A 20,896-nucleotide genomic window follows, 5' to 3' on the forward strand; every position below is an offset into this window, starting at 1 on the left:
ATCACTTTGCCCTGATCATTTACATAGTTAGTCATTCCAAATGCATGTCGATGACAAAGGGCGCACTGTTTTCCGAAAAACAAAGAATGCAAAGTCTCACGAAACGTTCGGTGGTATTTACTCATTGGTTGATCATTCTCCTTCATGAGCACTTTCATTTGTTCCTATTATAATGGTAGTGCGAATCGTCAATCAAATAAAACACATTAATGAAAATCCAATGAATTGCGAAAAGCACCAGAATACCCGAAGATATATCTGGTGCTGTTCATTAGTCAACCTTGATTTGGTAATAGACTCAGGCGAGATAAGCTTCGCGCACCTGTTCATTCTTCATCAGTTCATCGCCCTTGCCCTCAAGAACGATTTGACCGGTCTGAATAACATAACCTCGATCAGCAATTTGAAGTGCTTGGAACGCGTTCTGTTCAACAAGCAAAATCGTCATTCCTTCTTTGTTCATTTCCTTAATAATATCAAAAATTTGTTCGACAATGATGGGTGCAAGACCCATCGATGGTTCATCGAGCATCAAGAGCTTCGGTTTCATCATTAGTGCGCGCCCAATAGCCAACATCTGCTGTTCGCCACCACTCATTGTTCCACCTTTTTGATTGAGTCGTTCCTTAAGTCGTGGAAAGTATGTGAATACGCGTTCTAATCGATGTGCAATGACACTCTTATCTTTTACAGAGAAGGCACCGATTTGCAGATTTTCACGAACAGTAAGTCTTGGAAAAATACGTCTTCCTTCTGGTACTTGAGCGATTCCCAATCCTGCCGTCTGATGTGCAGGGAATTTAGTAATATCCCGTCCATCAAAAATAATTGAACCTTTCTTAGGGCGTACTTGACCGCTGATTGATTTCAAGGTTGTTGATTTTCCGGCACCGTTACTTCCAATCAAAGTAACGATTTCTCCTTGATCAATATACAATTCGATCCCGTTTAAAGCCTGAATTTGACTGTAATAACTGTCAATCTTATTCACTTCAAGAAAATGTTTTGCTATTGGTTCAGTCATTAGCAACAGCCCCCTTACCGAGATATGCTTCAATTACTCTGTTGTTTGTTCTAATCTCGTCAGGTTTACCCGAAGCGATCAATTCACCATGATCAAGTACATAGATAAAGTCGGATATTTTCATAACCAGCTTCATATCATGTTCAATCAAAATTATCGTCACATCAAGTTTAGAGCGAAGATCATAAATAAGATTCGTTAGTTTTTCCGTTTCTTTTGGATTCATACCTGCTGCCGGTTCGTCTAAAAGCAGGATCTTCGGCTTTGCTGCCATTGCACGGCCAATTTCTAATCGGCGTTGTGCACCGTAAGCAAGATTTCCTGCATTCTCGTTGACATAATCCTCGAGTCCAACATATTTTAGAATGTCATAAGCTTCAACCCTTGCGGTCTCTTCGATTTTTCGAATGTGCGGCAATTGGAGCAACGTACCGACCCAATGACTTTTTAAATTTTGATGCATACCCACAAGTACATTTTCGAGAACAGTCATATCGTTAAAGAGACGGATATTCTGAAACGTACGTGTGATTCCAAATTGAGAGACCTGGTGCGGCTTTAATCCGACAAGCGATTTTCCATTAAGAAGAATATCCCCTGAAGTTGGTTTATACACTGCCGTAATCATATTGAAAAAGGTCGTTTTACCAGCACCGTTAGGTCCGATAACTGCAGTAATCGAATTCTTTTCTATATTCATCGTGATGTCTGAGGTCGCCGTTAAACCTCCGAATTGTTTTGTAAGATTTTTCACTTCCAAAATGTTCACGAATCGGCACCTCCTGACGTCACTTTCTCACGATCTAGAGCAGCCGCAGCGGATTCTTTCTTCAAAAGCTCGACATCCACTTTCCGATTTTTGTGCGGAATCAACCCTTGTGTGCGATAGAGTGCAAAGATAATTAGCAACAAACCAAAAATCAACAACTGCATTTTTTCCGGAGACAAAGCTGCCGGAATCTCAATACCATAATCGGTACTCATCTGAGAGAGCCAGTCTGAAATATTAGTCAATACCTGAGTTCGTAAGATAATCACAACAGCAGCACCAAGAATTACTCCTGGAACACTTCCCATACCACCTAAAATAACCATAACAAGGACCATTGTCGATTCAAGGTATGTGAAGCTTGTGGCGTCGACGAACATTTGTTTTGCAGCAAACACGACACCCATCATTCCTGAGAATGAAGCACCAATCGCGAATGCTGCAAGTTTCGTCTTAACTAACGGGATACCCATTGCCTGGGCAGCAATTTCATTATCTCGAACGGCTTTCCAAGATCTGCCTAACTTTGAATCTTCCAGTTTCCGAACAACATAGATCACCACTAGGAAGATTCCCAGTGCAATATAGTAGAATTGGCTTGAGTTTCCAATCGTGATGCCAAAGAAATTTGGTGGTTTAATGGAAGCAATTCCCATGGAACCGTTGGTAATATTCAATGGATGATCCATGTTGTTCAATAAAATCCGGATAATTTCCCCAAATCCAAGAGTTACGATTGCTAAATAATCTCCACGAACACGCAACACTGGAATACCAAGTAAAATACCAAACAAAGATGCAACCAGTGCTCCAATAATAATGAAGATCCAGAAAGTCCCACCTGGTAATGGGTAATGACCAAAAGGCATAAATTTAGCGGCTTGCCCACTCGCAAAGATTGCGTATGAATAGGCGCCTACTGCAAAGAATGCAATAAAACCAAGGTCTAGAAGTCCGGCAAAGCCGACAACGATATTTAACCCTAATGCCATTGCACAATAAATGCCAACAAGTGTACCTACTTCCATATATGTCTGGTACGAATCACTATGACTCGCGATGAATGGAACAATGATCGCGAGAATCACAATCCCTGTGACCCATTTTACTCTTAAGTTAAACTTTAAATAGTACAGAATAAGAATAGAAAAAAGTAACAACAGGAACGCAATCGTTGAATCCGGCAACAGGAAAAGACCTAGTCCTGTTAGTACGACATACGCTATAAATAGGATTACTTGATTTTTTTTACTCTGCGCAAATTTATCAAACAATGCACTCAATATTGTCACCTACACTTTCTCTACGACGGCTTTGCCAAACAAACCTTCTGGCTTAAAGATCAGTACCAGAATCAAAATAATGAAAGCAAATACGTCTTTGTATTCAGCACCCATCGCACCATGGGTGATAAGCGAGAGGTTAGCAGCAGCAAACATTTCAAGAAGTCCTAACATAATACCACCGAACATTGCACCACGGATATTCCCAATACCTCCTAGAACAGCAGCAGTGAACGCTTTGATGCCGAGAATGAATCCAATATATGGATCAATTGTTCCATATTGAATCATAAACAGTACACCGGTAGCTCCACCAAGTGCCGATCCAATAAAGAAAGTAACGGAGATCACGCGATTCACATTGATCGTCATCAAAGAAGCTGTGTCACGATCTTGTGCGACAGCACGCATCGCCATGCCCCATTTGGTTTTGTTTACAAAAAGATCTAATGAAACAAGCATAACGATCGTTACTGCAAGAACGAGTAGAAACGAGCTCTGAAACGTTGCATTATCAAAAAACGGCATTATGTGATGAATATCAAGAGTAAACTTATGGTTGAACATGGAAGGCGCAGTAACAATATAGTTACCAGTCTTTAATTCTGCAATAAATCGAACTGCATCTTCGAGTACAAAAGAGATACCAATGGAAGTAATCAATGCAATCAGTTTCGGCGCATTCTTCCGTCTTAATGGGCGATAAGCGACACGCTCAATACCGACACCGAGCAAGCCGGTCGCAATCCCGGCAACCACAATAACGATAAGAAAGACGATTAGTGCCGGCATTGCTGCTAAGAAACCCATACCTAACATGAGAAAAAGAACGGTTGCTCCAATAAAAGCACCTGTCATGAACACATCGCCGTGAGCGAAGTTAATCAGTTCAAGAATGCCATAAACCATTGTATAGCCAATCGCGACAACCGCGTATACGACGCCTAGCGTCAGACCATCAATGAGTACCTGCGGCAAGTTCTGAATGATCTGTGCGAGCATTATCTCACCACTTTCCTACAAGTTATAAAATTGGGATGTATTGCAATGAAGGATTCACCCTTCATTGCCCAGAGTTATGTGATCGTACCTAAAAATTTCTAAAAGGGTATAGCTTTTTCTCCATACCCTTTTTGGACACTTCAGTTATTAATTTTCAAGCAAACGTTCATCAATTGATCATTGGCTAATTTCAGCTTCTTGAGCCGGTGGATATTTAGCTTGATCAAATTTGTAAATGTAAACCTTAGCGTAAGTATTGTCGCCTTTATCGTTAAAGCTTACTTTCGTAGTTACTCCGTCATAGTTCTTGATCCCACGGATCGCTTTTTCGACTTGTTCACGCGTTGGCTTTTTCCCATCATTTGCATTGATAGCATTCATAATTCCTTTAAGGATTACACCAGCACTGTCATAGCCATATGCTGAGTAAGATTCCACATTCTTACCAAATTTTTCTTTATATTTCTTAGCAAAAGCTTGGCCTTTTTCAGTTTTTGATACGTCTCCCGCAACAGAAGTCAGGTATACGCCTTTTACTGCATCGCCAGCAATTTGTACAGTTGATGAAGAGTCAAGGCCGTCGCCGCCCATGATTGGCATGTTCAAACCTTTTTGACGTGCTTGTTTAATAATCAGACCGCCTTCAGCATATACACCACCAAAGTAGATGAGATCCGGTTTCTTCGTTACTGCTTGACTAAGCACACCACTGAAATCTTTTTCACCAACAGTGATTCCTTCATAGCCAACAATGTCGGCACCAAGTTTTTTTGCTTGATCTCTGAATTGTTCAGCAAGACCTGAACCATAAGCTGTCTTGTCTTGGATGATGAAAATCTTCTTTGCTTTCAGAGTTTTAACTGCGAAGTTTGCACCTGCAGGGCCTTGGAAATCATCTCGCGCACAGATACGGTTAACCGACTTGAGTCCGCGATCAGTTACAACAGTTGCTGTAGTAGCTGGAGATACCATTGCCAGGTTGTTCTTTTCGTATACTTCAGAGGAAGGAATAGCAACACCGGAGTTCAGGTGACCAACAAGTGCTAAGACATTTTTATCCGCTGCAAGAATCTGAGCGTTTGCCACACCTTTCTTCGGATCTCCTTGATCATCCATATCTTTCAGTTTAATTTCAAAGCCTTTTTTAGCAAATGCTGCTTTTTGATCATCAATTGCTAATTCTGCACCGAGACGAATAGCATCGCCAAGCGTTGCGCTACCGCCAGAAAGTGGAGATTGACTTCCAATTTCGATAACCTGCTTACCTTTAGAACCACCTGATTTTGAAGCACAACCGCTGATAACACCAAGTAGTAATACAACAACAGCCACTAACGGGATGATTTTCTTTAGATTCATTTTAACCCTCCTTTTTATAAAAACGGCACAACTCTAAATACTCTGAAATTTCTATGTAGGACTCACCCCCGCAATACTTCTCTATTGTTTCTCTTTTTTTATGCGGCTCTTTAAAGAACATAATAATTAATTATGAGACTATAGTCATTATCTATGTCAGATATTATAACACAGTTTTTTATTTTACAGATTAGTCAAAATAGCTAATAATAACTATAATAACAGCGATTACAGCGCTTACATATAGTGATTTTTTCTCTTTTAAATTATATAAATTTTCATGTTTTTAATTAGATTTTTTCATGGAAACAATGGACGATCCTCTTTTTGAGGAATCTCCTTCATAAAGGATTCGTAAAACTTCATGTAATGTTATAGTTGATTAATATAAAAAAGACTATAATAATATAGCCAAGTAAACCATGAGGAGAACTGATGTTATGCCAATAAAAATACCGAAGCTGCTCCCAGCACGCGAGATTTTAGAAAATGAAAATATCTTCGTAATGGATGAAGATCGTGCAATAACTCAGGACATACGACCGCTCAATATACTGATCTTGAATTTGATGCCTGAGAAGGAAATGGAAGAAACACAATTACTCCGTCATCTGAGTAATACACCTCTACAAGTCAATGTGTCCTTTATGAAAACTGCTACACATAATTCTAAAAATACGAGTCACTTTCATCTGGATCAGTTCTACACTGTCTTTAATGAAGTGAAGAATAAGAAATTTGATGGATTGATCATTACAGGTGCTCCAGTTGAACGTCTGCCGTTCACGGAAGTCGATTATTGGGATGAGTTAGTAGAAATTATGGATTGGGCGGATACACATGTTACATCGACTTTGCACATTTGCTGGGGTGCACAAGCGGCGTTGTACTATCATTTCGGTATAAATAAACAACTTTTTCCCGAGAAACTTTCAGGAGTCTACAGCCACACACTCAGTAAACCAAAAGAAAAACTACTTCGCGGATTTGACGATGTCTTCTTTGCGCCTCATTCAAGGTATACGGATATTGACCGAAAGTCTTTGATCAATCATAAAGAGGTCACTGTACTTTCTGAATCGGATGAAGCTGGCCCATTCATTTTAATGGCCAATAATGGAAAGCAGATTATGGTTACAGGACATCTAGAATATGATACTGGTACACTTGCGAATGAATATAAACGCGATCTAAATAGAGGGATTCATCCACATCTCCCTCAACACTATTTTCCAAACGATGATCCCAATAAAAAGCCCTTGAATCTTTGGCGCTCTCATGCTCATTTACTTTTTTCAAACTGGTTAAATTATTACGTTTATCAAGAAACCCCCTTTCAATGGGACTAATCGTTACCTGATACAATTTATTATTTATTTTTTTTTACAAAAAAACTCGGGTTTAATCACCCGAGTTTTTCTCATTCATATCCTCATGCTTTTTTGTTTGCCCAATCATATTGCTTATCATGGAAGGTTTTCTCAATAGTTCCCACAACATCTTCTTGAATAAGCAATTGTGCTTGCTTAATCGCGGTATATACAGCTTCACTTTTTGCTGCACCGTGCACTTTAATAATTGGTGCTGCCAAACCAAAGAGCAAGGCGCCACCATATGCCGATGTATCCATATGCTGCTTTACCGATTTCAGTTTACTATACATCAATCCGGTAAGCACCTTCGTATAGAGTGAACTCCCTAAAGTTTCTTTAAGTAATTTCATTAAGGACATCGCTGTTCCTTCAATACTCTTCAGTACCATATTTCCTGAAAAGCCATCAGCAACAATCACATCAGCCGGTCCTTCAAGCAGTTCACGTGATTCAATATTACCAACAAAGTTAATCGGTGCGTTACTCAATAATTTATAGGCTTCCTTAACGAGTTCATTGCCCTTACCCGGTTCTTCCCCAATATTCAACAATCCGATTCGTGGGTTTGGGCGATGCATTACTTTTTCCGCATAGATTGCACCCATGATCGCATATTGAAGCATATTTTCCGGTTTCGTTTCTGCATTAGCACCAACATCAAGAAATAGAAAACCTTTATTCTGATGAATAGTCGGAAGCGTTGGTGCAAGTGCTGGACGATCAATACCTTTAATACGTCCGACACCGAATAACCCAGAAGCCATCAAAGCTCCTGTGTTTCCTGCTGAAATGGCAGCTGCACAACGTTGTTCTCTTACTTCCTGCACAGCTAATACCATTGAAGCTTGTTTTTTTCGTCGAACGGCTTGAACAGGAGCATCCGTACCTTCAATTTTTTCTGTCGTATGCAGAATGTCGACACGGCTCTGGTCACCAACCAATTTCACGAGTTTCTCTCGATCGCCGACAAGCGTGACCTGCAGATCTGGGAACTCATTTAGTGCTTTAAGTGTTCCTTCCACCATTGATTCCGGTGCATGGTCCCCGCCCATTGCATCAATCGCTAACCTCATATTATTCTCTCCTTTATATAAAACAGGTGTTAGCCGTCAAAAGCCAAATAACACGTTACAATACTTATTAAATGATTACCGATTCACTTTATCACTTAATACGCATTCTGTCCAAACTATGTTTCAAAAAAATACGATGAAATAATAAATAAATGTAAATGTCACAATTTGTTAAACCTAAATTCACGATCAATACATCGTCACGTTTTGTACGGTACTACTTTTATGTTTACATAATATAATTTCTGTATATTAACCATTATATATTATCAACGCTATTAATCCCCTTGCTTCTCGGAACAGAACTAATTATCGATAAATTAATGGTTGGAACATCTCGCTCAACCGTTAAATCCTCAATGTAATCATGTATACGGATTTCATTCATTGATCTATTTTTGTTCTGTCCATCACTAAACGCTTTTCTCAAATCTCTATCCTTTTATCCTGAGAACGGTATAATAAAGAAGACTTTATAACTTAATGGAGGCTATATTGATGAGAAAGCTCTATTATGCGGCATTAGCTTATATGATAGCAGGCTTGCTTTCGGGTATTTATTTTCGTGAACTAACAAAGGCAACCGGCTTTCATGGGGAAACCATGTTATCCATTCTTCATACTCATTTACTTATTTTGGGCATGTTTTTCTTCCTTATTGTGATTGCTTTGGAGAAGCTTTATTCGCTTACTAATAATCGACTTTTTACGCTATTTTTTTGGACGTACAATGTAGGCGTTATTTGGACCATTACTTTAATGGCTGTGCACGGAACACGTGATGTACTTCACTTGCCATCTGGACCAGCAATTTCAGGTATGGCCGGAATGGGCCATATCATTCTGTCGATTGCCCTCGTACTCTTTTTTATTATTTTGAAAGATGCTTTGTTTCCTAAAACCATAAATCATTGATCATGATCACAATCGATAAAAATAATCGCTAAAACAAAAAGGAGAGGATATCCTCTCCTTTTTGTTTTCGTTTAGTAAATGCTGTCCTAAAATAATTATTTATCATAAACCGGCGTGCAATCTTCAACATATTTTGGATTTTTTCCAAGTGTCAAATCAAAGAATAGATCTTTGATCTTCCTGCACACTTCACCTTCATGGCCAGTGCCAACGATTCGATGATCAACTGCAACAACAGGGGTAACTTCCATTGCGGTACCGCTGAAGAATACTTCATCTGCAGCATAGAGTTCTGTTCTGGATACACTGCGTTCAACAACCTCAAGTCCAAGTTCTTCTTGAGCAAGTTTAATGACCAATTCACGAGTGATACCCTCAAGGATGTTGTCTGAAGTTGAAGGAGTGATCAGTTTACCCTTTTTAAATAAGAAAATATTTTCTCCCGAACCTTCACAAACATGATTGCCTTCAGTCAGAAAGATCGCTTCATCGAATCCGGCACGTTTTGTTTCAAGTGCGGCTAATGCAGAATTAAGGTAAGCAGCAGTTGCTTTCGTACGCGGTGGAAGTTGGTTGTCTGAGAGTCGACGCCAAGAAGAGACACCGACACTTAGTTCAGACTTTCCAGCATACTTATTCAATGGCTGAGTATACATGACAACCTTAACATCTGCATGATCAAGAGTTGGTCCAATATCCAGCGAATCGTTATAGACAATTGGACGAATATATGTAGTCTGACGACAATTGTTCTTCTTCAAAAGCTCAACGGTTCCTTTGCATAGATCTTCAACCGAAAGATCAAAATCAAGATTAACCGTCTTTGCAGATTGCTTCAGTCTCTCATAATGATCTTTGAGTTTAAATGCATAGAGTTGTTCATTTTCATCATCCCAATATGCGCGGATGCCTTCGAATACACCGAGTCCATAGTTAAATGCTTTACTACGGATACTGATCTTAACATCGTCCTCTTTTACAAGTTCTCCCTGATAATACACATAATTCTCTGACAATATAAACTCCTCCTATATCTGTAATATCAACAGAAGATTCAGTCGATTTATGTTTATAGCTATCATTGGCTATTCATAACATACCCAAATCTTCTGCCTTTTTTTGTGTAGATCTATAATAACATAAATTAACAAAGATATTTTCTAAAAATATGATATTTTGTAGAAAACTTTCCGATTGACAAGCAAAATGCTTTCAAAGGCCTCGTTGCACTTTTACTCTATCCCTCTATTCTTTTAGCTTTTTCTACTTAAAGAATCGTATTTAGAAAACTGGGACTGGCCGATGACTATGCGATGCCTGTATTCCTGCTAGTTGCCACAATGTACAAGAAGAAAATCCCAGGGTGCAATGGTTTGTTGATCGATCGATAGTTGCTCTAAACAGGTGTTGATCATCTGATCATGCATCTCATCTATGCACTTTGAGCAATCAATTGTCGTCATTTCTGAAGTCGGGTTAAAGATAATCGCTGTGTAATCATCATTCGCCAAATAGCGCAAGTATCCAAAAAGTTTGCCCATTGAAAAGGGTAAAAAGAGTCCTTTTTGGAGATTGGGATGAACTCTCCGTGTTTGAATGGAAACTTGGAATTCCGAATAAATTTTTTTGTTTTCTCTACCCCACGGGTAATATCGGCGATTATCAGGATCCTTCCCGCCCTCCACGCCAGCCTCATCACCATAATAAACACATGGAACCCCGGGCAAAGTCATCAACATCCAGATTGCCAATCTCATTTTTTTCTGATCACCACCGAGCATCGTAAATATACGCTCAGTATCATGTGTGCCCATATTATTCATATTTGCCAAAAAGGCATCATGTGGATAATTTGCTCTTAAAGTAAAACTCGCCCGTGCTGCTTCTCGGGCACTTTGTTTTTCGGTAAGTAGATTAATGATCAGGCTGCGAAATGGATAATTCATCACACCATGAAGCATCCCTCCTTCAAGATAGTGGCGTCTTTTGTCATAAGCAATCTTATGGGATGCATCTTCCCAAACCTCTCCAATCAACACTTTCTGTTCCCCTTTTTTATTGTGTTGATCGAGTACCTGTCGAATCCCCTCGATAAATTCATCACTTAATTCATCAGCTACATCTAATCGCCAGCCGCCAACACCTAGTTTTGTCCAAGTATTAATTACACTCTCTTCCGAACCATAGATAAAATCGCGATAACTTTTTTGCTCTTTATTAACGGTCGGTAAATCAGCAATATTCCACCAACAATCATAATGATCATGATCATTATGGAAAGTGAACCACTGATAATAGGGTGAGCTGGGATCCTGGTAGGCACCACCTCCGCCGTAATTTCCAAAACGATTAAAATAAATGCTGTCCGCACCAACATGATTAAATACACCGTCTAAAAGGATATGCATTCCTAATCGACGAGCTTTCAAAATAAGAGTCTCAAATAGTTTTCGATCACCAAACATCGGATCAATTTCCAAATAATTTGCTGTGTCGTATTTATGATTGCTTCTTGCTTCGAAGATCGGGCTTAGATAAAGAATCGTAACTCCTAATTTTTTTAACTCATGGAGTTTAGCAATAATCCCCTCCAAATTCCCGCCATAGAAATCCCATCTGACGATATCACCATCCTGGCCGCGAATATAGTAAGGGCGATCTTCTTTAGTCGCATAGATAAACGAATTTTTTTTGGGATTCCTAATCATCTGGTGACGATTGCCATTATAGAAACGATCGACAAAAATATGATAAATAACCCCTTCAATATACCAATCTGGAGCGGGGTCGCTGTGGTCATAGCACGTCAATTGGTATTGCTGCACACTTGAAAGATCAGCAAGTAGACGTCCTTCACCACCATAATTGTCTTCAGCTTTTGCATAATAGATAGATTTCTCCTGCCCTACCTCCAGATAAACCACATGAAAATGATAGAAATACAGCCCACTTTTACCTGTTGTTTGGAATCTAAGTGAGTATGTGGACGAGTTGTCGAGTGACTTTATCATTGGTACCGCATAGCTCGGTTCGCCATCCTTCTGAACCACCAAATGCACCGAACGGATGTTAACACCATCAACTTTTATTGTAAAGTAAACACTTCTGCCTATTTGAATTGCTCCAAACGGGCGTAAGAAGTGCTCAGACCATGAATTAAAATAAATGTCGGGTAATCCCATTAAATCACTTCTCTTCTCCAGTAAAGGCAACCATTAAATGTCTCGAATCCGCGAAAAAACATCCCATATTTGGCTGGCATATTGTTGTACCGTGTAATCCGAAGAAAATGTACCGGCTCCCGCTATATTGATCAGAGCCATTCGTTGCCACTTCAATGTGTCTCTGTACAGTTGGTCAATTTGTTTCTGCGCAGCTGAATAAGCATCAAAATCACGTAAAACAAAGTATTCATCACCATAGTAAACGAGAGAGTCAAAGACTGAACGTCCTTCTGCCTCTGCATCGGGGATAGTCCCGTCAATTAGGGCATTCAAAACCCGACGCAGGACAGGGTTCCTATCGTAATAGCTTTTCGAGTGATAACTTCCATCATGATAATATTGATAGACTTCCTCTTCACGCAAACCAAAAATGATAATATTATTCGAACCAACTCGATCACGAATTTCGACATTTGCTCCATCTAATGTCGCCAAAGTAATGGCTCCATTTAACATCAGTTTCATATTACTTGTCCCTGATGCTTCCTTTGAGGCAAGTGAAATTTGTTCACTGATATCCGCGGCAGGGATTATTTTTTCTGCCAAAGAAACGCCATAATTTTCAACAAAGACAATCTTCAGTTTTTCCTTAATGGTTGTATCTTGATTAATAAGATCGGCAACGGAATTAATTAGTTTGATAATTTGTTTTGCATAAGTATAACTTGGCGCTGCCTTCGCACCAAAAATGAATACACGAGGATGGAGATCCGCTTCAGGATGATCCTTCAATTGAAAATATAAACTGAGGATGTGAAGAAGATTCAATAATTGCCTTTTGTACGCATGCAATCGTTTAATTTGTACGTCAAAGATTGCATCAGGATTTAAAACAAGGCCCATCGTCTTTTGAATATGTTTTGCAAAGCGTTCTTTATTCTGATGTTTAATTTTCGCAAGCTCAATCAAGGTTTTCTCATCATCCCGAAAAGCCTTTAACATCTTCAATTCGGTCGGTGTTGTTTCCCAATCATTACCAATTTTTCGGTTAATTAGATTGCAAAGCGGTTCATTCGCCAGCATCAGCCAACGGCGTTGCGTAATTCCGTTGGTTTTATTATTAAATTTTGACGGATAGATCAGATAAAAATCATGAAGTACTTTTTCCTTTAGTATCGTTGTATGCAACTGAGCAACACCATTAATACTATGGCTACCGATAATGGCTAAATGGGCCATTTTGACATGACCACACTCAATAATTCTTGTTCGTTCAACAATTGATGGATCAAAAAGGGTACTCATTTTCATTGTGAATCGACGATCGATTTCACAAATGATTTGGTAGATACGTGGGAGTAGTGTGCTGATCATGTCAATCGGCCATTTTTCAAGAGCCTCGGACATAATCGTATGATTTGTATAGCTCATCACATTTACGGTTACATTCCAGGCATGTTCCCAATCCATTTTCTCTTCGTCGAGTAGGATCCGCATCAATTCCGGGACGGATAATGCGGGATGCGTATCGTTAATATGGATGGCGACCTTCTCTGCCAGATGAAGCATAGGAACGCGCATTTTCTTATAGTGTCTAATGATGCTCTGAACTCCGGCTGATACGAAGAAATACTCTTGCTTTAAGCGTAACAGACGACCTTCATAGTTCGAATCATCAGGATAGAGCACCTCAGATATACTTTCAATTTGATTACGTTGATGGATAAATGACCAATAGTCCGTACTCTCATCTTGTGCAGGTACTTCTGCCGACCAGAGCCGAAGTGTATTCACCACATCATTTTTATAGCCAATCACTGCAGTATCATACGGGACAGCGAGCACTTTTTGAGCCCCTTCATAATGAGGTTCGAGGACTCCGGAAGCTGTTTTCTCAAGCCATACTTTTCCATACAATCGAACAGTTACAGCAGCATGCATCTTTCTTGTTTCCCAGACGTTGCCGTTCTGTAACCAGTTTTCCGGTAGTTCAACTTGATAACCATTCACAAATTTTTGCTTGAACAATCCATATTTAAAGCGAATACCATTGCCGTGACCCGGAATCTCACTCGTAGCCATCGAATCGATAAAACATGCGGCAAGGCGACCAAGCCCTCCGTTACCTAAACCTGGATCGGGTTCCATTTGTACAATAGTCTCAAGATCAATCCCTAAGTCATACAGTCCATCTCGCACCGTATTGAGAATTCCTAAATTTAAAAGATTACTTTTCAGCATTCTTCCCAGTAAAAATTCCATTGAAAAATAATACGTTTGTTTTTGCTTATTCTCGACATACACTTGATTCGTGTGGCTCCAATTTTTTGATGAATAGGTTCGAACGAGATTACCCAACACAAAAAATTGTTCGGTTGGCTCTGCCTCAGAGATATCCATCGAGTAGACTTCCGTCATCATTTTCTTATAATCATCTTTAAATTTTCGTTTTGACAGATCCATAAAGCTACCTTCCTTATTCCATAGATATTCATGCATCTTAGCGCTAATAAAAACAGATGATACGGAGATCTTTTGTGGATAAAAGATTCAGAACCCCCAGTACAAGAAAAACAGTTAATCGTCACATTAGTGGAAGGACACCTAAATCAGCACAACCAGTTATAAAGGTATCATTACACAAAAGAAAGCGATAAAGGTGAGCGGCTATGAATCAATCATTGACGAAAATAAATAGTTTTATAAGTACTGCCATGGGCTACTAATCGATTTTATGAAAAAAATGTATTGGCATTTTCGATGCTGGGATCGAATTTTATTGTCTCTGATGAAAGATTGCTTTCAGAGATCCTGCTGATCACCGAATTTTTCTCAATTACAATCGGCTTGTCCTTAGTTCCAAATAGTTTTGTATTTGGTTCAATTCGGACTTGTTTATCCAGAACTACATAATGCAACTCAGCGCCACTACCAATCGAACTTCCTTGCATAATGACCGAACTATTGATTGTTGTGTTTTTTTCCACTGTAACATTTCTAAATAGAACCGAATGAGACACATCGCCATAGATCATGCATCCGTTAGCAATAAGAGAATTTTCAACTTTTGAGGAACGTGCATAATATGTTGGCGCTTCATTCTTAACCTTGGTATGAATACTCTGACTCCCTTTTAAGAGAGCGGTAAGATTCGTATCGTGGAGCATATCCATATTCGCTTCATAATATGCACCCACCGAATGAATGGCTTTCAAATACCCTGTGTATTCAAACCCATTGGAGGGAAGATTCACGATCGCTTGATGAAGTACATCCGTCAAATTGCAATGTTCATTCTCAGCAACAACATTGCGGATCAATTTCGTAAGCAAATGCGTTTTCATCACATAAATTTCCATATTAATAAATAATTTCCCGGCATTGTTGAACAGATTGCATGACTTTATGCCGCGTACACGGCCATCCTCGTCAATAGTGAGACAAGACCCTTGTAGATGCTCTTTATTGACTTGTTCGAAGGATTTATAGACAACTGTAATATCGGCACCTTGTTCAATGTGATGACGTAAAATGGCCTGCACATCAACATTGCACAACATCTGTGATCCCATAATTACTGTATATTCTGACTCGGATTTCTCAAAGAACTCGATATTATTGTAGTAATTGTAGACATCTCCTTCTCTGCTTCCCCCAATTGCTTTATCATGAGGATGTGAACTGTAATCAGTGAAGAAGAACAATCCACCATACAGACTGTCTAATCCCCACTCTTTACCGCTTCGAACATGATCATATATCGAGCGTAGGTTGTCATTTGTAAAGATGCCAATCGTTTCAACGCCTGCTGTGGTTAGGTTTGTCAATGGAAAATCAATTAAACGATATCTGCTACAAAAAGGTAAGCTTGCAATTGGCCGATTCATGGTTAAAGGATTTGCAGCAACCCTGGGTTCTGTAATATTAAGTATCCCGCAGATTTTATTTCTCTTCATCATTCAACCCCCCCACAATTTCGTTATAGCCGACAACCTCAATCGTATCGTCACCGACAATCTGAGCATTATCTGCAAATACTGCATGTTCACCCACAATCGCTCGATCAATTGTCACGTTCTTACCGATGACCGTATTTGCCATCACGATTGAATCTCGAACTACACTGTTCGCACCGATTTTTACATTTTGTGAGATTATCGAATGATTAATCTCACCTGAAATATAACAACCATCCACAATCAACGATTCTTTTACCTTTGCACCTTTCGCTAAGAAGTGTGGGGGAGCAACGGGATTCTTTGAATAAATGCGCCAACTTTTATCGCGAATGTTCAGTTCATGATCCGGATTAATGAAAGCCATATTTGCTTCCCACAAACTTTCAATCGTCCCTACATCCTTCCAATACCCATTAAATGAATAGGCAAATACATTTTCTCCATTCGCAAGAAACGTAGGAATGACATTTTTGCCGAAATCATCCATATTCTGACCTGTCGCATGACTTTCTGTCAGATAACGACGGAGAACATCCCATGTAAAAATATAAATTCCCATCGAAGCAAGATTGCTCTTCGGCTTTGCCGGCTTCTCCTCAAAATCAATAATTCGATCCGTGTTATCGGTATTCATAATGCCAAATCGTGATGCTTCTTCAAGCGGCACGTGGATGACTGCAACAGTTGCCGTCGCTTTTTTTCGTTTGTGGAAGTGGAGCATATGTTCATAGTCCATTTTATAAATATGATCCCCAGATAAAATGAGCAAATAAGTGGGATTATGACTGTCAATATAACTGATATTTTGATAAATCGCATGTGCCGTACCCTCAAACCACTTTTCACCATCAAGGCTAGAATGGGGTTGTAATATGGTGACACCACCGTCTTTATGATCTAAACCCCAATGTGAGCCATTGCCGATGTGACTATTAAGTTCAAGAGGCTGATATTGCGTCACTACACCAATGGTCCTTATGCCTGAGTTCGAGCAATTACTTAAAGAAAAGTCAATTATCCTGTATTTCCCACCAAAAGGTACAGCAGGTTTCGCGATCGTTCTCGTTAATTTTCCCAACCTCGAACCTTGGCCACCTGCCAAAATCATTGCGATCATTTCATCCTTCATGTCATATGGAAAAAGAATGGGGGACCACCTTCTTCCGTACACCTCCTTTGCCCATTAAATGAATCTTATAGTCTATCGTATGAACAAAATTAAAAAAACATATTCAGAATCTCATTATTAAACGGAAAAACTTGCCGATTATCATTGTTATTTTTCCATATCGTCATTATGCTCTGTATAAATTATTTTTGAATTTTCAAATTTATTTTTACCACTCTTTTTTAACTGTACAAAAATTAATATTTTTTTTCGATATTATAAAATTAATTTCCTAATTTCAAAGATAATTATTTGTCAATTATCGAATCATAGAGCACCTTATACTCTTTAGCTGATTTTTCCCAACCAAAATCCAACCCCATAGATCGATCTACTAATTTATCCCATTTAGATCGATGTTCACGATAAAAATAAAGGGCACGTTCAATCGTATAAAGCATGTCATGGGCGTTATAATTCGTAAAACTAAACCCGTTACCTTCATCCGTAAATTCGTTATAACTTTGAACCGTGTCACTGAGCCCTCCTGTCTCTCGAACAACAGGTAAACTACCATAGCGCATCGCAAGGAGCTGTCCAATGCCACAAGGTTCGAAGCTTGATGGCATAAGAAAGAGATCTGAGCCAGCATAAATCTTACGTGCCAATCCGTCATCAAAAAATATATTTGCTGATACAGAATTTGGATAGTGAGCTGCGAACTGACGAAATGCTTCTTCATCATTGTGGTCTCCTGTCCCGAGAACAACAAATTGAACCCCTAGATTCAGGATTTCGTGGAAGACGCGTAGAACAAGATCAATGCCTTTTTGTCCGGTCAATCGCGTAATCATAGCAATCAAAGGTACATCAGGATTGACGGGTAAGTGTAAATATTCTTGAAGCCCTGCTTTATTTAACGGCTTACCTAGTACATTGTGAAACGTTGAGAATAGATGCTGATCGGTCGCGGGATTATAGAGTTCTCGATCAATGCCATTAATGATCCCATGAAGTTTTTCACTGTTCCAACGCAGAAAACCGTCTAAATTTTCTCCATAATAGGGCATCTGAATTTCATAGGCATAAGTCTTACTGACTGTCGTGATCTTGTTTGAATAAGCAAGACCTGCTTTCAAATAACTCACGTTGTCATAGAATTCCAATCCATCTTTATAAAAATAGGAATAATCAAGACTAAGCAAATCGCCAAGCACCGATTTTGGAAACACACCTTGATAGCGTAAATTATGAATAGTGAACACAGTGCGAATGTTCTGATAAAAAGATTGCCAGCGATAGTGTGCCTGAAGCAGAACACTGATTGGACCTGTTTGCCAATCATGACAATGAATCACATCTGGCTTATCCTTTAGATGAGGCAGAACTTCTAGGACAGCTCGGGAGAAGAACGCAAACCGTTCACCGTCATCGCCGTACCCATAACAGCCTGGCCGTTTAAAATAATACTCATTGTCCAAGAAATAATACTGAATACCCTCAACTTCCATCGTAAACAGACCACAATATTGATTGCGCCATCCCACAGGAACATATATATAGTTTACGTAAGTCATCTTATTAACATCGTCCGGATTCATGTCTTGATATTTTGGGAGCACCACACTTACCTTTACATTTTCTTTCTGCAGCGCCTTTGGTAATGCGCCAACTACATCTCCTAGTCCTCCGGTTTTAATAAATGGAACACATTCAGATGCGGCAAACAGTACGTTCATCTCTCTCTCTCCTTTTTCACTAAGCCTACGGTAACCGATTAGTCTAGATGATCATTAGCGATCAATAATTTTCTCTTCTTTGTCTCTTTCATGAGAATACTCATACCGAGAGGCGGAACGGTCATTTCTAATGAATTCGGCTGATTATGATAGGGGGTGTCAATAGAAAGTATTGGCTCAAAATTACATTGTCCTGACCCACCAAATGGTGCCGCATCACTATTGAACATTTCAAGATAATAACCACTTGATGGAACGCCGAATTTGAAATGATGGTACACAGTCGGTGTAAAGTTCAGAATGATGATACAGTAATCGCCTTTTCTTTTTCCTTTTCTAATAAAACTAAGAATACTTTGATCAGAATTGTCGGCATCGATCCATTCAAAACCTTCCCCCTCATGATCGAGACGCCATAGACAAGATTGCTGTTGATAAAAATGATTTAACGCAATGGTATAGCGATGAAAATTCTGGTGAACAGGGAAATCAAATAAAAGCCAATCCAGCTGCTCAAGATCTTTCCATTCGTCAAATTGAGCAAACTCACTACCCATGAATAATAGTTTTTTGCCTGGATGAGTGATAAAAAAACCATAGAGAACACGAAGATTCGCGAATCGCTGCCACTCATCCCCAGGCATTTTATTTAGCAAAGAACGTTTGCCGTACACAAGTTCATCATGGGAGAATGATAAAATAAAGTTTTCAGAGTATGCATAAAGCATCGAAAACGTAATCAAATTTTGATGATGGCGGCGCTCTTGTGGTTCATAAGACATATAGCGCAGTACGTCATGCACCCAGCCCATGTTCCATTTATAATTGAAGCCCAATCCTCCATTGTTCGTTGGAGCCGTAACCATCGGAAAATCCGTAGCTTCTTCAGCAATCATCAACGCCGAAGGAAATTGACTATAAACCGCTTCATTCATCTTTTTAATAAACTTGATGGCTTCCAAATTTTCATAGCCACCGTACTTATTTCTCAAATCGAATGGCAGATCGCCGTTATGATTCAGATAAATCATTGAGGAAACCGCATCGATCCGAAATCCTTCAACGTGATAGACATCCATCCAAAAACGCGCATTAGAGATAAGAAAACTCACAACTTCATGCTTACTAAAATCAAAATTATACGTTCCCCATTGTGGCCGATCAGCAAGTTTCGGATCGCATGGTTCATAAAGTGCCGTACCATCAAACTTTCCAAGGCCATGCGTATCACGGCAAAAATGAGCCGGCGTCCAATCTAAGATCACACCAATATCATGCTGATGGCATGTATCAACAAAATACATAAAGTCTTCTGGCGTTCCGAAACGACTCGTTGGCGCAAAATAACCTGTGATCTGATAGCCCCATGATCGATCATAAGGATGCTCCATGATCGGCATTAATTCGATATGAGTAAACCCATTGGCAATAAGATAATCAACAAGTTCGTCTGCTAATTCACGATAATTAAGCAGCTCTTCATTTTCCTTTTTCTTCCATGACCCGAGATGGCATTCATAGACCAACATTGGCTGATGATACTCATCCCTCTTCTCACGCTTACTCATCCATTTCTTGTCGTGCCAATGATAGCGATCTAATCGGTAAGTAAGTGATGCTGTATTGGGACGCGTCTCTGCATAAAACGCATAGGGATCCGCTTTTAAAACGAGCTCACCACTAGGTGTTCGAATCGCAAATTTGTAACGTTCATTGGTTTCAATGTCCGGGATAAAGATTGTCCATACTCCTGAATCTTTGACAGGCTTCAGCGGGTAAATCCCCTCTTCCCAATCATTAAAATCTCCGACTATCGAAACAGATTGTGCGTTCGGAGCCCAAACAGTAAAGTGAAATCCTGCTTTACTGTTGACATGATCAAAGTGTGCACCAAAAACCTTATACCCTTCATATAAGGTACCTTCATGAAACAAGTACAAATCGAAATCACTTGGATACATTTGCGGCTCATTCTCTGCTGTCAACATGGCGCCACTTCCTTTTTACTTTTAATAGGACCACTCGTCTTAACTGGATAATATTCCTTCAATTCATCTACTAACTTCATTTGACGCACACTAATTATAGCTATAACATTCAACGAGAATGGCAAATTTCCTTCATCGAA

At 39.5% G+C, this 20,896-nt stretch carries 15 protein-coding genes; 2 read left to right on the plus strand and 13 right to left on the minus strand.

Annotated elements, in window-relative coordinates; translation table 11 throughout:
* Positions 1–298: 298 nt before the first annotated feature.
* The 5 genes from NIE32_RS11445 to NIE32_RS11465 form a co-directional block, all read right to left on the minus strand.
* The gene (locus NIE32_RS11445; protein WP_253077033.1) at positions 299–1,024 is read right to left on the minus strand and encodes an ABC transporter ATP-binding protein; all 726 of its coding nucleotides are present in this window, start codon (positions 1,022–1,024) and stop codon (positions 299–301) included.
* The gene (locus NIE32_RS11450; RefSeq protein ID WP_253077034.1) at positions 1,017–1,793 is read right to left on the minus strand and encodes an ABC transporter ATP-binding protein; all 777 of its coding nucleotides are present in this window, start codon (positions 1,791–1,793) and stop codon (positions 1,017–1,019) included. The genes NIE32_RS11445 and NIE32_RS11450 overlap by 8 nt, the downstream gene beginning before the upstream one ends.
* A complete protein-coding gene (locus NIE32_RS11455; protein ID WP_381452103.1) occupies positions 1,790–3,085 on the minus strand; it encodes a branched-chain amino acid ABC transporter permease in 1,296 nt (431 codons plus the stop codon). Before NIE32_RS11455 ends, NIE32_RS11450 begins: the two co-directional genes overlap by 4 nt.
* Positions 3,086–4,078, minus strand: coding sequence for a branched-chain amino acid ABC transporter permease (locus NIE32_RS11460; RefSeq protein WP_253077035.1), 993 nt, complete (start codon positions 4,076–4,078; stop codon positions 3,086–3,088). It abuts the gene before it with no gap.
* Between the two features lie 177 nt (positions 4,079–4,255).
* Positions 4,256–5,437: a branched-chain amino acid ABC transporter substrate-binding protein gene (locus NIE32_RS11465; protein WP_253077036.1), complete on the minus strand. Its 1,182-nt coding sequence runs from the start codon at positions 5,435–5,437 to the stop codon at positions 4,256–4,258.
* Between the two features lie 440 nt (positions 5,438–5,877).
* Here NIE32_RS11465 and metA point away from each other — a divergent pair, with 440 nt between their 5' ends.
* Positions 5,878–6,786, plus strand: coding sequence for a homoserine O-acetyltransferase MetA (gene metA, locus NIE32_RS11470; RefSeq protein WP_253077037.1), 909 nt, complete (start codon positions 5,878–5,880; stop codon positions 6,784–6,786).
* 83 nt (positions 6,787–6,869) lie between these two features.
* Here metA and plsX read toward each other — a convergent pair whose 3' ends face one another.
* Positions 6,870–7,883 (minus strand): phosphate acyltransferase PlsX, encoded by a 1,014-nt coding sequence (gene plsX, locus NIE32_RS11475; RefSeq protein WP_253077038.1) that lies wholly within the window; start codon positions 7,881–7,883, stop codon positions 6,870–6,872.
* 498 nt (positions 7,884–8,381) lie between these two features.
* Here plsX and NIE32_RS11480 point away from each other — a divergent pair, with 498 nt between their 5' ends.
* Entirely contained in the window at positions 8,382–8,798 is a 417-nt protein-coding gene (locus tag NIE32_RS11480; protein ID WP_253077039.1) for a DUF2871 domain-containing protein, read from the plus strand.
* Positions 8,799–8,893: 95 nt separating this feature from the next.
* On the opposite strand, the gene NIE32_RS11485 is transcribed toward NIE32_RS11480, so the two are convergent.
* The 7 genes from NIE32_RS11485 to glgB all read right to left on the minus strand — a co-directional run bounded on the left by NIE32_RS11485 (position 8,894) and on the right by glgB (position 20,756).
* Complete coding sequence (locus tag NIE32_RS11485; RefSeq protein ID WP_253077040.1) at positions 8,894–9,814, minus strand: branched-chain amino acid transaminase; 921 nt, start codon at positions 9,812–9,814, stop codon at positions 8,894–8,896.
* Positions 9,815–10,126: 312 nt separating this feature from the next.
* Positions 10,127–11,980, minus strand: a complete 1,854-nt coding sequence (locus tag NIE32_RS11490) for a glycoside hydrolase family 13 protein (RefSeq protein ID WP_253077041.1) — start codon at positions 11,978–11,980, stop codon at positions 10,127–10,129.
* A 33-nt stretch (positions 11,981–12,013) separates the two neighbouring features.
* Entirely contained in the window at positions 12,014–14,425 is a 2,412-nt protein-coding gene (locus NIE32_RS11495; RefSeq protein ID WP_253077042.1) for a glycogen/starch/alpha-glucan phosphorylase, read from the minus strand.
* A gap of 269 nt (positions 14,426–14,694) precedes the next feature.
* Complete coding sequence (gene glgD, locus NIE32_RS11500; protein WP_253077043.1) at positions 14,695–15,921, minus strand: glucose-1-phosphate adenylyltransferase subunit GlgD; 1,227 nt, start codon at positions 15,919–15,921, stop codon at positions 14,695–14,697.
* Positions 15,905–17,050 carry a glucose-1-phosphate adenylyltransferase gene (locus tag NIE32_RS11505; RefSeq protein WP_381452202.1) on the minus strand — a complete coding sequence of 382 codons (1,146 nt, stop codon included), beginning with the start codon at positions 17,048–17,050 and terminating at the stop codon, positions 15,905–15,907. The genes glgD and NIE32_RS11505 overlap by 17 nt, the downstream gene beginning before the upstream one ends.
* A 287-nt stretch (positions 17,051–17,337) precedes the next feature.
* Entirely contained in the window at positions 17,338–18,768 is a 1,431-nt protein-coding gene (gene glgA / locus NIE32_RS11510) for a glycogen synthase GlgA (RefSeq protein ID WP_253077045.1), read from the minus strand.
* A gap of 38 nt (positions 18,769–18,806) precedes the next feature.
* Positions 18,807–20,756 (minus strand): 1,4-alpha-glucan branching protein GlgB, encoded by a 1,950-nt coding sequence (gene glgB, locus NIE32_RS11515; protein ID WP_253077046.1) that lies wholly within the window; start codon positions 20,754–20,756, stop codon positions 18,807–18,809.
* Positions 20,757–20,896 lie beyond the last annotated feature (140 nt).

The sequence above is a fragment of the Sporolactobacillus kofuensis genome (assembly GCF_024125425.1).
Classification (GTDB): Bacteria; Bacillota; Bacilli; order Bacillales; family Sporolactobacillaceae; genus Sporolactobacillus; species Sporolactobacillus kofuensis.

Bases quoted from the DNA above. Each gene is read 5' to 3' on its own strand.
- NIE32_RS11495 (WP_253077042.1), bottom strand. From the start codon at position 14,425: ATGGATCTGTCAAAACGAAAATTTAAAGATGATTATAAGAAAATGATG.
- NIE32_RS11480 (WP_253077039.1), top strand. From the start codon at position 8,382: ATGAGAAAGCTCTATTATGCGGCATTAGCTTATATGATAGCAGGCTTG.
- glgD (WP_253077043.1), bottom strand. From the start codon at position 15,921: ATGATGAAGAGAAATAAAATCTGCGGGATACTTAATATTACAGAACCC.
- metA (WP_253077037.1), top strand. From the start codon at position 5,878: ATGCCAATAAAAATACCGAAGCTGCTCCCAGCACGCGAGATTTTAGAA.
- glgA (WP_253077045.1), bottom strand. From the start codon at position 18,768: ATGAACGTACTGTTTGCCGCATCTGAATGTGTTCCATTTATTAAAACC.
- plsX (WP_253077038.1), bottom strand. From the start codon at position 7,883: ATGAGGTTAGCGATTGATGCAATGGGCGGGGACCATGCACCGGAATCA.
- glgB (WP_253077046.1), bottom strand. From the start codon at position 20,756: ATGTTGACAGCAGAGAATGAGCCGCAAATGTATCCAAGTGATTTCGAT.
- NIE32_RS11460 (WP_253077035.1), bottom strand. From the start codon at position 4,078: ATGCTCGCACAGATCATTCAGAACTTGCCGCAGGTACTCATTGATGGT.
- NIE32_RS11445 (WP_253077033.1), bottom strand. From the start codon at position 1,024: ATGACTGAACCAATAGCAAAACATTTTCTTGAAGTGAATAAGATTGAC.
- NIE32_RS11465 (WP_253077036.1), bottom strand. From the start codon at position 5,437: ATGAATCTAAAGAAAATCATCCCGTTAGTGGCTGTTGTTGTATTACTA.
- NIE32_RS11490 (WP_253077041.1), bottom strand. From the start codon at position 11,980: ATGGGATTACCCGACATTTATTTTAATTCATGGTCTGAGCACTTCTTA.
- NIE32_RS11505 (WP_381452202.1), bottom strand. From the start codon at position 17,050: ATGAAGGATGAAATGATCGCAATGATTTTGGCAGGTGGCCAAGGTTCG.